We start from the raw sequence: 14581 nt of genomic DNA, 5'->3' as shown, positions 1-14581 counted from the left end.
GCTCGATAGCTGGCCAGCACAATGCTCTTGCTTTCACTTGTTCACTTACTTCAGGAGCCGACATGCAAGTCCAACAGATCCGCAACGCTACCCTCGTCATCGAATACGCCGGCAAGCGCCTGCTGGTCGATCCCCTGCTCGCGGAACAGGGCGCCTACCCGGGCTTTGCGGGCACCGCCAACAGCCACCTCGCCAATCCCCTGGTCGGCCTGCCGGTTCCGCTGAGCGAACTGCTGGACGTGGACGCCGTCGTCGTCACCCACCTGCACGCCGACCACTGGGACGATGCCGCGCGCCGCCTGGTCCCGCGCGGCCTGCCCATCTTTGCCCAGAACGCGCGTGATGCCGGGCAGCTCCGCGCCGACGGTTTCGAGGACGTGCGCGTGTTCGCTGACGGCGCGGCGTTCGGCGATATCGTCCTGCACAGGACCGGCGGCCAGCACGGCAGCGACCGGGTGATGGCCGCGATCGGCGAACGCATGGGGGAGGTGAGCGGGGTGGTGTTCCGCCATCCGGATGAACCGACCCTGTACCTGGCCGGCGACACGGTCTGGAACCGCCACGTCGAGGACAGCCTGGCCGCCCACCGCCCGGACGTCGTGGTGCTGAACTGCGGCGACGCCCAGGTGCCGGGCCTCGGCGCCATCATCATGGACCAGCACGACCTGGCGAAGGTGGCGCAGGCGGCGCCGCAAGCCACCATCGTCGCCAGCCACCTGGAAGCCGTTAACCACTGCGTGCTGTCGCGCGCGGCGCTGCGCGATTTCCTCGACGAGAAGGGCTTGCGTGCGCGCGTGCTGGTGCCCGAGGATGGCGAGGTGTGCGCCTTCAGTGCGGCGGCGTGAAGTTGTATTCCCAGGCCCACGGCATGTCGTTCTCGCCCAGCACGCGCCGCGCCAGCTCGGGGTAGATGCGCTCGGCGCGCACGTCGTTCGACAACATCACCACGCAGCGGCGCCTGGCGTCCAGGCAGATCACCATGTTCGCGGTGATCTCGTTGTGGCCGCCCTTGAACCAGCCGGTTCCGCCGCTGCGGTCCCGGAAGCCGACCACGCCGAGGCCGGCCGCCAGCTGCTGCGGCCAGCTGGCCGTTTTTTCCTCCAGCGTCGGGAACTGGTGCCTCGACACGATCGGCAGCCAGCCCTTCACCATGGCCGCGCGCGAGGCCGGGCTCAGGCCGTCGCCGCGCACGATGCCGGCCCACAGCTTCGCCTGGTCTTCGATGGTGGTGTCCATCGAACCGGCCGCGCGCACCCGGCTGCGTTCGTCGTGCGGCGCCATCTTGCCGTTCTCGTCGTAGCCGTCGGCCAGGTTGGCGGCAAAGTCGGGGCGCCACTTCATGCTGGTGTTGCGCATGCCGAAGCGGTCGAACACGCGGCGCTGCATTTCCGCGCCGGTGTCCAGCTTCAGGCCCTGTTCGACGATCAGCTGGAGGATATACAGGCCCTCGCCGGAATAGGCATAGCGGCTGCCCGGCTCGAAGTGGAAGCGCAGCTTCTTGTCCGGCTCCAGCCAGCGGAAGTTGGCGAAGCCGGCCGAGTGGGTCAGCAGGATGCGCGGCGTGAGCTTGCGCCAGCGCTCGTCGCGGGCGAGGTCGGCGTAGTCGTCGGGTTCCCGGTAGTCGGGCAGGGGCTTCGGCAGCAGGCGCTCGAGCGGGGCGTCGAGGTCGAGCTTTCCTTCGTCGACCAGCTGCAGCAGCATGTAGGCGAAGGCGGCCTTGGTCAGCGAGGCGCCGTACATGATGGTATCAGGCTGCAGCGGCAGCCCCTTTTCGGCATTGCGCCAGCCCCAACTGCGTACGCTCCGTATCTGGCCATCGTCGATCACGGCCAGGGCCAGGCCGTGCAGCTTTTCGCGCTGCATCAGCTGGGCGATTTCAGGATCGGATGGGGCCTGCGCGGGCGGCGTGGCCGCGCAGGCGGACAGCAGACATGCGAACAGCGGTATGAACCATTTCATCGGCATCTCCGGTTGGACTCGCAGATGCGGATGATGCCACAGCCGCTCGAACCGACGGTTCAGGGCTTACGCCGCACCGGCACCTCATGATCCCCCATCAAGAGCTTATCCGGCGACATCGGCGTACTGCGCAAACGCTTGCCGGTAGCATGGAAGATCGCATTCGAGATCGCCGCCGCCACGCCGACGATGCCGATCTCGCCCACGCCCTTGGCGCCGAGCTGCTTGCTGACCACGCGGTCGTCCTCGTCGGCGAACACGACCTGGATGTCGTGGATGTCGGCGTTCACGGCCACGTGGTATTCGGCGTAGTTGTGGTTCATGAAGCGGCCCAGCCGGTGGTCGGTATGGGTCTCTTCGTGCAGGGCCTGGCTGATGCCCCACACGGTGCCGCCGACGATCTGGCTCTCGGCCGTCTTGGCGCTGATGATGCGTCCGGCCGCGACCGCGTTCACCACCCGCGTCACGCGCACGATGCCGAGCTTCTCGTTGATCCGAACCTCGCAGAACACGGCCGAGTGCACGGCGCGCGAATACTTGCGCTGCTTGAGCATCTGCGGCGTCATCAGGAATTTCTCCTCGACGCGGTCGACGCCGGCATGCGCCAGCACCTCGCGCAAATCGACGCCGTCGGCCGGCTGGCCGCGCAGGTGGAGGCGGCCGTCGTTGAATTCCACCTGGCGCAGCTGCAGCTTCCTGAAGATCGAGTCGGGCATGGCCTGGGCCATCTTCAGCAGTGCCTTCCGCAGCTTTTCGCAGGCGCCGGCGACGCCGGAGCCGACCGTCGCCACGTGCGAGGAGCCGCCTTCCACCGGCGCCAGCGGCAGGGTCGAGTCGCCCAGCTGGAAGGTGACCTTCTCCATCGGCAGGCCCATGGCTTCGGCGGCGATCATCGACATTACCGTATAGGTGCCGGTGCCGATGTCGGACGCCGCGCTGGAAACCACCAGGCGGCCGTCCGCGTGCAGCACGGCCGAGACCCGCGCCACCATCACCAGCGAATCCCACATGCCGGTCGCCATGCCCCAGCCGACGAGCTCTTCGCCGTCGCGCATCGAGCGCGGCTCGACCGGCCTGTCCTGCCAGCCGAAACGCTCGCTGCCCAGCCGATAGCACTGGCGCAGCTCCTTGCTGGAATACGGCTTGTCTTCGAGCGGATTCTTTTCCGCGTAATTCTTCAGGCGGAAGGCCAGCGGATCCATCTTCAGGGCGTAGGCCAGTTCGTCGATCGCCACCTCGAAGGCATGCACGCCATGGGCGGCGCCCGGAGCGCGCATGTCGATCGGCGTGTAGCGGTCGTTGGCCACCAGCTTGTAGCCCAGCTTGATGTTGTCGCAGGCGTACATCTGCCCGGACCAGTTGACCACCACCTCGACGTAATCCTCGAGGCGCGAGGTCTCCTGGATGGCGTCGTGGATGATGGCGGTCAGCTTGCCGTCGCCGTCGGCGGCCAGCTTGATCCTGTGCCAGGTCTCGGGGCGGTGGCCAAAGCTGAACATCTGCTGGCGGGTCAGCACCACGCGCACCGAGCGCTTCAGCTGCAGGGCCGCCATCACCGCCAGCGGCAGCTGGTACTGCGGGCGCAGGCCGGAGCCGAAGGCGCCGCCCACGTAGGGATTGCGCACCGTGACCTTGTCCTTCGACAGGCCGAACACATGCGAGACATACCAGCGGCTGTTCTGCGAACTCTGGGTCTTGTCGTAGACGGTCAGGTGGCCGTCCTCGCCGTAGACCACGGTGGAGGCGTGCATCTCCATCGGGTTGTGGTGCTCGACGCCGTTGTAGTACTCGGCCTCGATCTTCACCGGCGCCGACTCCCAGGCGGCATCGGCGTCGCCTTTCGAGCCCGGCGGCGTGAAGCCGGCCTTCAGCGGCCGCGGTTCATAGGCGCGCTCGAGATTGGCCAGCAGATCGGTGTCGTGTTCCTCGACGTCGTAGGTCAGGCGCACCAGCCTGGCCGCGTGGCGCGCGGCCTCGAAGCTGTCGGCCACCACCAGCGCCACCGGCTGGCCGCTGTAGAAGATGCGGTCGCTGTACAGGGGCCGGAAGGGCGAGCCGCCGGGCGCCGTCATGTCCTTGTAGGCGAGGTCGTTGCCGCGCATCTTGACCTTGCGGTTCTCGTGGGTGAGCACGGCGACCACGCCCGGCACGGCTTCGGCGGCGGCGCTGTCGATGCTCTTGATACGGCCCCTGGCCACGGTGCCGCTGACGACCACGCCATAGGCCAGGCCGGGCGCCTCGTGTTCTGCGGCGTACTTGGCGGCGCCCGTCACCTTGGCGCGGCCGTCCACGCGCGAGACGTGCATGCCGCTGCGCACACGGCCGGTGCCTTCCGGCGCGCTCGGCGCGCGCAGGTCCGGGATCAGATCCGTCATTCTCGTTCTCCCCTGGCGTATTCGGTGCCGCGCGTGGCGGTGGTCAAGGCTTGCACGATGGCGTTCTTCGCCAGCGGCAGCTTGAAATCGTTCTGGCCCCAGCCGCGCGCGCCATCCAGGATGCGCTCGGCGGCCAGCATGAAGGCGGCTTCGCCGGCCTGCTTGCCCTCCAGCTCACGCTCGGCCTGTTCGACCCGCCAGGGCTTGTGGGCGACGCCGCCCAGCGCGATGCGGGCGGCGCGGATGGTATCGCCGTCGAGGTCCAGCGCTGCCGCCACCGAGACCAGGGCGAAGGCATACGAGAGGCGCTCGCGCACCTTGATGTAGGCGGAGTGAGCGGCGAAGCGCTGCGCGTCGGGCAGGGCGATATGGGTGATCAGTTCGCGCGGCTGCAAGGTGCTGTCCAGCTCCGGACGCTCGCCCGGCAGGCGGTGGAACTCGCCGAAGGGGATCTCGCGTTCGCCGGCGCTCGAACGCACGTGCACGACGGCGTCGAGCGCGCGCAGGGCCACGCACATGTCGGACGGGTGGGTGGCGATGCACTGCTCGCTGGTGCCGAGGATGGCCAGCTGGCGGTTGATGCCGTGCTTGGCCGGACAGCCGGTACCGGGCTCGCGCTTGTTGCAGGGGACGCCGGCGTCGTAGAAATAGACGCAGCGGGTACGCTGCAGCAGGTTGCCGCCATTGGTCGCCATGTTCCTCAGCTGTGGCGAGGCACCGGCCAGGATCGCGCTCGAGAGCAGGGGATAGCGCGCGCGGACCAGCGGGTGATAGGCGGTATCGGCATTGCGGGCCAGCGCGCCCAGCCGCAGTCCGCCATCGCCGCTTTCCTCGATGCGGTCGAGTCCCGCAGGCGCGATCGCGTTGATGTCGACGACCCGCGACGGCTGCATCACACCTTCCTTCATCAAATCGAGCAGGTTGGTGCCGCCGGCGATCGGACGCGCCCCATCCGCGAGCAGCGCCAGCACGCCGTCGATGTCTTTCGGCTGGGTGAAGGAGAAGGGATTCATGCGAGCACCGATCCGGTCGTGAAAGGCTTGCCTTCGTCGAGGGCGCCGGGGTCGAGTTCCAGCACGCTCGCCACCGCGCGCACGATCTGCGGATAGGCGCCGCAGCGGCATACATTGCCGCTCATGAGTTCGCGCACGTCGGCGATGGTTTTCGCCTGGCCTTCGGCGATCAGGCCCGCGGCCGAGCACAGCTGGCCCGGGGTGCAGTAGCCGCACTGGAAGGCGTCGCAGTCGATGAAGGCCTGCTGCAGCGGATGCAGTTCTTCGCCGCTGGCCAGGCCTTCGACGGTGGTCACCTCATGCCCGTCCTGCATCACGGCCAGGGCCAGGCAGGAGTTGACGCGCCTGCCGTCCAGCAGGACGGTGCAGGCGCCGCACTGGCCGTGGTCGCAACCTTTCTTGGTGCCGGTCAGCCCGGCGCGTTCGCGCAGCAGGTCGAGCAGGGTGACCCAGGATTCGACCTGGAATTCCCGGTCCTGGCCGTTGATGCGCAGGCGGATCGGATGCTGCTGGTAAAGTTCCATGGCCGTCCTCTCGTCGGTGAAACGCCACCTTACGAGGTCGGCTGTTCAAGCTCGGTTAGATGACACACACAATATGTTGTGTAGAGCCCACGCAGCCGTGAAATCCATGGAGAGGCCATTTCAGGCAAAGTCGCCTGGGGCGCGGGACAGGGCGGCAGCCCGGCTCTCACTCTTGAATTCAAGAAAAATATTGAATTCTCTCAAATATTTTCGTTATACAATTCATCTTGTATGTTGAAACCGAACTAATGGTTTCCGTATGGCAATGGCTGCAAAGATGCTGCACAGCCAGATCTTGATGGACTAGAATCGCCCATCCCGACCACCGGCCTCGACCCTGCCGGTTCTTTTCTTGGCCGCGTGGCGGCAAGGACGTTTCATGCTCAGTCAACAAGAACTCGCAGAACAGGAGCGCGTCAAGGCATTGCACGCGCTGGCCGTGCTCGACACGCCCCAGGAAGACCGCTTCGATCGCTTCACCCGCCTTGCCGCCGCCGCTTTCGATGTGCCGACCGCGCTGGTCTCGCTGGTCGACACCGATCGCCAATGGTTCAAGTCGCGCGTCGGTTTCGACCTGCGCGAGACGCCGCGCTCGGTCGCCTTCTGCAGCCACACCATCGCCCTCGACGACCTGCTGGTGGTCTCCGACACCCACCTCGACGAACGCTTCCGCGACCATCCGCTGGTGCTGGGTTCACCTTTCATCCGCTTCTATGCGGGCCAGCCGGTGCACAGCGTCGACGGCCAGCCGCTCGGCACCCTGTGCCTGATCGACCAGCAGCCGCGCGAGTTCGGCGACCGTGAGAAACGCATGCTGCGCGACCTGGCGCAGATGGTGCAGGATGAACTGAACAGCGGCGCGCTGGTGGCCGCGCGCGACGCCGCCCAGCTGGCGCTGCGCGAGCTGAACGTGCAGCTCGAACGCCGCGTCGAAGACCGCACCCGCGAACTGCACGCCAAGAACCGGCTGCTGGAGCAGGAAGCCGAGCAGCGCATGAAGGCCCAGCAGGCGCTGCGCCGGAAGCAGGTGCTGCTCGACGCCGTGCTCGAATCGGTGGACGTCGGCGTGGCCGCCTGCGGCGCCGACGGCAGGCTGACCCTGTTCAACCGCGCCGCGCGCGACATGTTCGGCGCCGACGATGCCGACCTCTCCATGGCCCAGTGGAGCAGCCACTACGGGCTGTTCGAAGACGATGGCGTGACGCCGCTGGAGGCCTCACGGATTCCGCTGGTGCGCGCCCTGCGCGGCGAGATCGTCCGCAACGCATCGCTGACGATCATCAACGGCAACGCCGCGCCGCGCCGCATTCTGGCCAGCGGCCGCGCGCTCGAAGGCGCCGACGGCGAGGCGATGGGCGCGGTGGTGGCGATCAACGACGTCACCGAGCTGGCGGAGTCACGCTCGCGCGTGATCGAAAGCGAAGAACGCCTGCGCACCATCGCCGACAACGTGCCGGCCCTGATCGCCTACATCGACACCGGCATGCGCTACTGTTTCGCCAACCAGCGCTACCAGGAATGGTTCGGCGTGAAGAGCGCCGACATGCTCGGCAGGACCGTGCTCGATGCGATGGGAGAAACCTTCTATGCGCCGCGCCGCGCGGCCCTGGAACGCTGCCTGCAGGGCCATGCCTCGGCCCTCGAGATCGAGGAAGAGCGCCGCGGACGCCGCCGCGTGATCAGTTCGACCTACCTGCCGCATGTGCGCGACGGCGTGGTGCAGGGCATCTACGTGCTGTCGACCGATGCGACTTCCGCGCGCGAATACGAACGCCAGCTGCACGCGCTGGCGCACTCCGACCACCTGACCGGCTTGCCGAACCGCCGCAGCTACGAGGAAAGGCTGGCGCAGGCGATCGCGCGCTCGCGCCGCAGCACGATGCCGATGGCCCTGGTCTACCTCGACGTCGACCATTTCAAGCAGATCAACGACAGCTTCGGCCACGCCGGCGGCGACGCCGTGCTGCGCGAGTTCGCCAGGCGCCTGTCCGCCACCGTGCGCAGCACCGACACCGTGGCGCGCCTGGCCGGCGACGAGTTCGTGGTCGTGCTCGAGCAGGTCGGTTCGGCGCGCGAGTGCGCACGCATCGCCGACAAGCTGCTGGAAGCGGTGCGCGCCGACTTCCTGGTCGACGGCCAGCCGCGCCGGATCACGACCAGCATCGGCATCGCCTGGTCCGCGCATCCGGAGCAGGCCGCGCTGGCGCACACCGCCGACGAAGCCTTGTACCAGTCCAAGCGGGCAGGGCGCGACACGGCTTCGGTGCTGGTCGCCGCCGGCCACTGAGCGGACCGCCCGGCGCCGTTCCGCGCCTTCCCTCCATTCCTTGAGGCAAGACACGCCACCGGCGCAAGCGGTGGCGCGCATGCCTGTTCGCCCAGCCAAGGGCCGACGATGACGATCGTGTAAATGCATCGTTTATCGCCCCTGCCTGTCTTTTTAGAAAATTTTTATACCCCGCCGCCTACACTGCATTGCATCGCAACATCGCAAGGAGTGCAGGCATCATGATCGTCACCGTCGCCCACTGCGCGCCGCCGCTTGCCGGCGGACTCGTGGCAGAGAATCTTGCCCTGCTGAGGGCACGCAGCGGCCGCAAGGTCCTGCTGCTGGATGCCACCTCCGCCCAGACCTGCCGTCACTGGGGCGAGGAGCGCAAACGCCGCCACATCGCCCCAATGCTGGACGTCCACGCCGTAGGCGGTTCCGGCTTGCCCGATGAGCTGGAACGCCTGTATCCACGTTTTTCGGAAGTCGTGATCGACACCGACTGCCGCGATGGACACGAGTGCCGCTCCGCGCTGATCATGGCCGACGTCGCCGTGGTGCCGCTGGCGCCCGAGCAGGCGGATGTCGGCCTCCATTACGGCCCGATCGCCCGCCTCAACAGCGCACGCATGTTCAATCCCGGCCTGCGGGTCCTGTTCGTCATCGCCGGCAGCGAGCACGATCCGGCGCCGCGCGAACTGCGCGCCCTGCGCGCCTATGCGTCACAGGTGATGTCGGCCGGGATGGCCTGCACCATCCTCCACCTGCCGGCGCTGATGTGGACCCTCGGCGCGCCCGGCCGTTGCGCCAGCGATATCGAAAGCAGCACCGGCGCCGCCGAGATGGCGGCGCTGTACGGGGAGGTCTACCAGTCCGGCCCCGCGGTCCCGGCATCACGCCGGGCCCCCTCGCCCGGCCCCACCCATGCGCCGGACGAACTTCTACAAAAATAAGGAACCAAAGCAGACCATGAGCAAAACCGTCTTCATCCTGGCCACCCTCGCCTCGCTGTCGGCACCGCTGTACGCCCAGGAGGCCCAGCCTGAGCATGCCTTTACCTATAACGCGGCGCTGGCCTCCGATTACCGCTACCGCGGCATCTCGCAGACCCGCCTGCAGCCGGCCCTGCAGGGCGGCGCCGACTACACGCACAATCCGAGCGGCCTGTATGCGGGCACCTGGCTGTCCACCATCAAATGGACCAGGGACGCCGGCGGCAGCGGCGATGTCGAGTGGGACCTGTATGCCGGCAAGCGTGGCCAGCTGGGCGCCGACGTCAGCTATGACGTGGGCGTGCTCGGCTACGTCTACCCGTCGAACGGGCTGAAGAACGTGCCGGGCTTCGCCGATGCCGACACCGCCGAGATCTACGGCCAGCTCGGTTACGGACCGGCCTATGCCAAGTACTCGCTGTCACTGACCAACCTGTTCGGCTACGTCGACAGCCGCCACAGCGGCTACCTCGATTTGGGCGCCAATCTTGACCTCGGCCATAGCCTGACGCTCAACCTGCACGCCGGCCGCCAGGACGTGCGCCATCATGATGAGGCCGGCTACACCGACTACAAGCTCGGCGTCACCAGGAATTTCGGCACCGCCGCCCTGGCGGTCGCCTTCGTCGGCACGAACGCCGGCGAGAGCGCCTACGCGTCGCCTGCCAACGGCAAGTTCCTTGGCAAGAAGGCGCTGGTCGTCAGCGTCAGCAAGATTTTTTGATCAACCCTGCATTCCGAGGTGCACATGGACATTGTATTCATCGGCGCGATCGCCTTGTTTGCTGCCCTGACCTGGGGCATGGCTGGCGCTTGCTCTCGACTGGGAGAGCGCAAATGACCCTCTTTTACCTGATCGGCGCGCTCGCGTCGGGCGGCCTGCTGGTGTACCTCCTGTATGCCATGTTCAATGCGGAGGACCTGTGATGGACATTCATTCACTGGCGCTGCTGGCCTCGTTCCTGCTGATCCTGCTGGGCATGTCCTGGCCGCTCGGGATCCTGCTGGCGCGCGTGGCCGAGGGCGGACGCGTGCGCGGCTTCGGCTGGCTGCACCGCATCGAGGCGGCCCTGTACCGCGCCGCCGGCATCGCGCCGGAGCAAGGCATGGGCTGGAAGTCCTATGCCGTCGCGCTGCTGGTGTTCAATGCCGTTGGTGCGCTTGCCGTCTATGCCCTGCAGCGCGTGCAGGCCTGGTTGCCGCTGAATCCCCAGGGGCTCGGCAACGTCAGCCCGGACTCGGCCTTCAACACCGCGGTCAGCTTCGTCGCCAACACCAACTGGCAGGGCTACGGCGGCGAGCAGACCATGAGCTACCTGACGCAGATGCTGGCGCTGACCTGTCAGAACTTCTTCTCGGCCGCCACCGGCATCGCCGTGGTGTTCGCCCTGATCCGCGGCTTTTCCGCGAAGTCCGCCAGATCGATCGGCAACTTCTGGGTCGACCTGACCCGCAGCACCCTGTACGTGCTGCTGCCCCTGTCGCTGGTGTTCTCCGTGTTCCTGATGGGCCAGGGCGTGATCCAGACCTTCTCCGGCTACCAGTCGGTAGCGCTGCTCGAGCCGGTCAGCTATTCCCAGCCGAGAACCGGCGCCGATGGCCAGCCGCTGGTTGAGAACCTGACCGCCGCCACACAGACCATCGCGATGGGCCCGGTGGCATCCCAGGAAGCAATCAAGATGCTGGGCACGAACGGCGGCGGCTTCTTCAACGCCAACTCGGCCCACCCCTACGAGAACCCGACCCCGCTGGCCAACCTGTTCGAGATGGTGTCGATCTTCCTGATCCCGGCCGGCCTGTGTTTCGCCTTCGGCCGCCTGGTCGGCGACCGCCGCCAGGGCTGGGCGATCCTGGGCGCCATGACCTTCCTGTTCGTGCTCATGACGGCCTGCGTGATGCTGGCCGAGCACCAGGCGCATCCGGCCCTGCAGGCCCTGGGCATCGACCAGCAGGCGAGCAGCCTGCAGTCGGGCGGCAATATGGAGGGCAAGGAAACCCGCTTCGGCATCGATGCCTCCGCGCTGTTCGCCGCCATCACCACGGCCGCTTCCTGCGGCGCGGTGAACACGATGCACGACTCGTTCACACCGCTGGGCGGCGCGGTGCCGCTGATGCTGATGCAGTTTGGCGAGGTGGTGTTCGGCGGCGTCGGTTCCGGCCTGTACGGCATGCTGGTGTTCGCCATCATGGCGGTGTTCATCGCCGGCCTGATGATCGGCCGTACGCCGGAATACCTGGGCAAGAAGATCCAGGCCTACGAGATGAAGATGACCTCGATCGCCATCCTGGTCACGCCGGTGCTGGTGCTGGCCGGTACGGCGATCGCCGTGATGACGGCCGACGGCAGGGCGGGTGTCGCCAATCCGGGCGCGCACGGCTTCTCGGAGATCCTGTACGCCTTCAGCTCGGCCGCCAACAACAACGGCAGCGCCTTCGCCGGCTTGTCCGCCAACACGCCCTTCTACAACTGGATGCTGGCGATCGCGATGTGGTTCGGCCGTTTCGGCGTAATCGTACCGGTGCTGGCGATCGCCGGCTCGCTCGCGGCCAAGCAGCGCCTGCAGACCACGGCCGGCACCATGCCTACCCATGGTCCGATGTTCATCGGCCTGCTGGTCGGCGTGGTGGTGCTGGTCGGCGTATTGAACTATGTGCCGGCGCTCGCCCTCGGGCCGGTCGTCGAGCACCTGCAGCTGTTCGCACAATAATCAGGAGCATCCCATGACTCAACTTCCTTCGTCTGCCGCGGATTTGCCGGCCGGCGCAGCGTCCGGCGGCAAGCGCCTGGACATGTTCGATACCAGCCTGGCCGTCCCCGCGCTGGTCGACGCTTTCAAGAAACTGGACCCCCGCACCCAGCTGCGCAGCCCCGTCATGTTCGTGGTCTACGTCGGCAGCATCATCACCACGCTGCTGTACGTGCAGGCGCTGTTCGGTACCGGCGAGGCGCCGGGCGGCTTCATCCTCGCCTGTGCCGTGTGGCTGTGGTTCACGGTATTGTTCGCGAACTTCGCCGAAGCGCTGGCCGAGGGCCGCAGCAAGGCCCAGGCGGCCTCGCTGCGCGGCCTCAAGCAGAGCGTGGTGGCCAAGAAGCTGGCCACCCCCAGGCACGGCACCACCTGGCTGCCATGCCCGGCCACCGACCTGCGCAAGGGTAACCATGTGCTGATCGAAGCCGGCGACGTGGTGCCGATCGACGGCGAGGTCGTCGAAGGTGTCGCCTCGGTCGACGAGAGCGCGATCACCGGCGAATCGGCGCCGGTGATCCGCGAGTCGGGCGGCGATTTCTCGGCCGTCACCGGCGGCACCCGCGTGCTGTCCGACTGGCTGGTCGTGAAGGTCAGCGCCAATCCGGGCGAGACCTTCCTCGACCGTATGATCTCGATGGTGGAGGGCGCCAAGCGCAAGAAGACGCCCAACGAAATCGCCCTGACCATCCTGCTGGTGGCGCTGACCATCGTATTCCTGGTGGTGACGGTGACCCTGCTGCCTTTCTCGCTGTACTCGGTCGAGGCGGCGAAGGCCACGGGCGTGAACGGCTCGCCGGTCACGATCACGGTCCTGATCGCGCTGCTGGTATGCCTGATCCCGACCACCATCGGCGGCCTGCTGTCGGCGATCGGCGTGGCCGGCATGAGCCGCATGATGCGCGCCAATGTGATCGCCACCTCCGGCCGCGCGGTGGAGGCCGCCGGCGACGTCGACGTGCTCCTGCTCGACAAGACCGGCACCATCACGCTGGGCAACCGCCAGGCCGCCGCCTTCCTGCCGGCGCCCGGCGTGTCCGGACGCGAACTGGCCGACGTCGCGCAACTGGCCTCGCTGGCCGACGAAACCCCGGAAGGGCGCAGCATCGTGGTGCTGGCCAAGCAGAAGTTCAACATCCGCGAACGCGAGCTGGAGAGCCTGCACGCGGTGTTCCTGCCGTTTTCCGCGAACACCCGCATGAGCGGCGTCGATTGCGGCGAGCGCAGGATCCGCAAGGGCGCGTTCGACGCCGTGCGGCGCCACGTCGAGTCGCTCGGCATGGCATTCCCGCCCGAGGTGACGCGCACGGTCGAAGACGCCGCGCGCCGCGGCAGTACCCCGCTGGTGGTGGCCGACGGCGGCCGCGTGATGGGCGTGGTCGAGCTGAAGGACATCGTCAAGGGCGGCATCAGGGAGCGCTTCGCCGAGCTGCGCCGCATGGGCATCAAGACGGTGATGATCACCGGCGACAACAAGCTGACCGCCGCTGCCATCGCCGCCGAGGCCGGGGTCGACGATTTCCTGGCCGAGGCCACGCCGGAGGACAAGCTCAAGCTGATTCGCCGCTACCAGGATGAAGGCCGCATGGTGGCGATGACCGGCGACGGCACCAACGACGCCCCGGCGCTCGCCCAGGCCGACGTGGCGGTGGCGATGAACTCGGGAACCCAGGCCGCGAAGGAAGCGGGCAACATGGTCGACCTCGACTCGAACCCGACCAAGCTGCTGGAAATCGTCGAGATCGGCAAGCAGATGCTGATGACGCGCGGCTCGCTGACCACCTTCTCGATCGCCAACGACGTCGCCAAGTATTTCGCCATCATTCCGGCGGCCTTCGTCGGCACCTACCCGCAGCTGAAGGCGCTCGACGTCATGCACCTGGCCAGCCCGGCCTCGGCGATCATGTCGGCGCTGATCTTCAACGCGCTGATCATCGTGTTCCTGATTCCGCTGGCCCTGCGTGGCGTTCGCTACCGGGCAATCGGCGCCACCGCGCTGCTGCGCCGGAACCTGCTGGTCTACGGTATCGGCGGTATCATCCTGCCATTCATCGGCATCAAATTGATCGACGTGCTGCTGGCGTCGCTCGATCTCGTCTGAACAAGGAAATCACCATGGCATCCATCATTCGTCCCGCGCTGGTGCTGTTCGGCGCGCTGAGCATCCTGTGCGGCCTTTTGTACCCGGCGGCCGTGGCCGGCATCGGCGGGCTTGCCTTCGCCCACCAGGCCGGCGGCAGCCTGGTCGAGGTGGACGGCCGGGCGGTCGGCTCCACGCTGATCGGCCAGCCGTTTTCGCAACCCGGCTATTTCTGGGGCAGGCCTTCGGCAACCGCACCGATGGCCGGCAACGCCGCCGCTTCGGGCGGCTCCAACCTGGGTCCGACCAACCCTGCGCTGCTCGATGCCGTCAAGGCGCGTGTCGAGGCCTTGCGCAAAGCCGATCCGGCCAACCGCGCGCCGATCCCGGTCGACCTGGTCACCGCCTCGGCCAGCGGTCTCGATCCGGAAATCAGCATCGCGGCCGCGGAGTACCAGGCTGCGCGCGTCGCCGCGGCGCGCAAGCTGCCAGAGCCGCAGGTCCGCGCGCTGATCGCCGCGCACCGCAAGCAGCCGGCGCTGGGTTTCCTCGGCGAGCCGCGCGTGAATGTGCTGGCGCTGAACCTTGCGCTGGACGGCAAGGCGGTGCATCCGCAATGAGG

At 67.3% G+C, this 14581-nt stretch carries 12 protein-coding genes; 8 read left to right on the top strand and 4 right to left on the bottom strand.

Annotated elements, in window-relative coordinates; translation table 11 throughout:
- Positions 1-62: 62 nt before the first annotated feature.
- Entirely contained in the window at positions 63-845 is a 783-nt protein-coding gene (locus AC1DOQ_RS17490) for an MBL fold metallo-hydrolase (protein WP_477366906.1), read from the top strand.
- Here AC1DOQ_RS17490 and AC1DOQ_RS17485 read toward each other — a convergent pair.
- Genes AC1DOQ_RS17485 through AC1DOQ_RS17470 form a run of 4 tightly spaced genes read right to left on the bottom strand, consistent with a single transcriptional unit; the run spans position 829 to position 5871 of the window.
- On the bottom strand, positions 829-1959 hold the full coding sequence (locus AC1DOQ_RS17485) for a serine hydrolase domain-containing protein (protein WP_477366903.1): 1131 nt from the start codon (positions 1957-1959) through the stop codon (positions 829-831). The genes AC1DOQ_RS17490 and AC1DOQ_RS17485 overlap by 17 nt on opposite strands.
- Before the next feature lie 59 nt (positions 1960-2018).
- On the bottom strand, positions 2019-4334 hold the full coding sequence (locus AC1DOQ_RS17480; protein ID WP_477366900.1) for a xanthine dehydrogenase family protein molybdopterin-binding subunit: 2316 nt from the start codon (positions 4332-4334) through the stop codon (positions 2019-2021).
- The gene (locus tag AC1DOQ_RS17475; protein WP_477366897.1) at positions 4331-5347 is read right to left on the bottom strand and encodes an FAD binding domain-containing protein; all 1017 of its coding nucleotides are present in this window, start codon (positions 5345-5347) and stop codon (positions 4331-4333) included. The genes AC1DOQ_RS17480 and AC1DOQ_RS17475 overlap by 4 nt, the downstream gene beginning before the upstream one ends.
- Positions 5344-5871, bottom strand: coding sequence for a (2Fe-2S)-binding protein (locus AC1DOQ_RS17470; protein ID WP_477366894.1), 528 nt, complete (start codon positions 5869-5871; stop codon positions 5344-5346). Before AC1DOQ_RS17470 ends, AC1DOQ_RS17475 begins: the two co-directional genes overlap by 4 nt.
- 379 nt (positions 5872-6250) lie before the next feature.
- On the opposite strand from AC1DOQ_RS17470, the gene AC1DOQ_RS17465 reads away from it, so the two are divergent.
- From AC1DOQ_RS17465 to kdpC, 7 genes are all read left to right on the top strand, one after another.
- Positions 6251-8158, top strand: coding sequence for a sensor domain-containing diguanylate cyclase (locus AC1DOQ_RS17465; RefSeq protein ID WP_477366892.1), 1908 nt, complete (start codon positions 6251-6253; stop codon positions 8156-8158).
- 221 nt (positions 8159-8379) lie between these two features.
- Complete coding sequence (locus AC1DOQ_RS17460) at positions 8380-9093, top strand: P-loop NTPase family protein (RefSeq protein ID WP_477366889.1); 714 nt, start codon at positions 8380-8382, stop codon at positions 9091-9093.
- A 16-nt stretch (positions 9094-9109) separates the two neighbouring features.
- Positions 9110-9856, top strand: a complete 747-nt coding sequence (locus tag AC1DOQ_RS17455; protein ID WP_477366886.1) for a TorF family putative porin — start codon at positions 9110-9112, stop codon at positions 9854-9856.
- Positions 9857-9969: 113 nt separating this feature from the next.
- Complete coding sequence (locus AC1DOQ_RS17450; protein WP_442122541.1) at positions 9970-10059, top strand: potassium-transporting ATPase subunit F; 90 nt, start codon at positions 9970-9972, stop codon at positions 10057-10059.
- Entirely contained in the window at positions 10059-11840 is a 1782-nt protein-coding gene (kdpA, locus tag AC1DOQ_RS17445; protein WP_477366882.1) for a potassium-transporting ATPase subunit KdpA, read from the top strand. The genes AC1DOQ_RS17450 and kdpA overlap by 1 nt, the downstream gene beginning before the upstream one ends.
- 82 nt (positions 11841-11922) lie before the next feature.
- Positions 11923-13980, top strand: a complete 2058-nt coding sequence (kdpB, locus tag AC1DOQ_RS17440) for a potassium-transporting ATPase subunit KdpB (protein WP_442122620.1) — start codon at positions 11923-11925, stop codon at positions 13978-13980.
- 14 nt (positions 13981-13994) lie between these two features.
- On the top strand, positions 13995-14579 hold the full coding sequence (gene kdpC / locus AC1DOQ_RS17435) for a potassium-transporting ATPase subunit KdpC (RefSeq protein ID WP_442122543.1): 585 nt from the start codon (positions 13995-13997) through the stop codon (positions 14577-14579).
- The last annotated feature ends 2 nt before the right edge of the window (positions 14580-14581 follow it).

It is taken from the genome of Massilia sp. 01N417 (genome assembly GCF_056399645.1).
This window is presented reverse-complemented; position numbering and strand designations above follow the sequence as displayed.

Coding starts and splice junctions, on each gene's coding strand:
- kdpA (WP_477366882.1), top strand. CDS start 10,059: ATGGACATTCATTCACTGGCGCTGCTGGCCTCGTTCCTGCTGATCCTG.
- AC1DOQ_RS17475 (WP_477366897.1), bottom strand. CDS start 5,347: ATGAATCCCTTCTCCTTCACCCAGCCGAAAGACATCGACGGCGTGCTG.
- AC1DOQ_RS17480 (WP_477366900.1), bottom strand. CDS start 4,334: ATGACGGATCTGATCCCGGACCTGCGCGCGCCGAGCGCGCCGGAAGGC.
- AC1DOQ_RS17490 (WP_477366906.1), top strand. CDS start 63: ATGCAAGTCCAACAGATCCGCAACGCTACCCTCGTCATCGAATACGCC.
- AC1DOQ_RS17460 (WP_477366889.1), top strand. CDS start 8,380: ATGATCGTCACCGTCGCCCACTGCGCGCCGCCGCTTGCCGGCGGACTC.
- AC1DOQ_RS17485 (WP_477366903.1), bottom strand. CDS start 1,959: ATGAAATGGTTCATACCGCTGTTCGCATGTCTGCTGTCCGCCTGCGCG.
- AC1DOQ_RS17465 (WP_477366892.1), top strand. CDS start 6,251: ATGCTCAGTCAACAAGAACTCGCAGAACAGGAGCGCGTCAAGGCATTG.
- kdpB (WP_442122620.1), top strand. CDS start 11,923: ATGTTCGATACCAGCCTGGCCGTCCCCGCGCTGGTCGACGCTTTCAAG.
- kdpC (WP_442122543.1), top strand. CDS start 13,995: ATGGCATCCATCATTCGTCCCGCGCTGGTGCTGTTCGGCGCGCTGAGC.
- AC1DOQ_RS17450 (WP_442122541.1), top strand. CDS start 9,970: ATGACCCTCTTTTACCTGATCGGCGCGCTCGCGTCGGGCGGCCTGCTG.
- AC1DOQ_RS17455 (WP_477366886.1), top strand. CDS start 9,110: ATGAGCAAAACCGTCTTCATCCTGGCCACCCTCGCCTCGCTGTCGGCA.
- AC1DOQ_RS17470 (WP_477366894.1), bottom strand. CDS start 5,871: ATGGAACTTTACCAGCAGCATCCGATCCGCCTGCGCATCAACGGCCAG.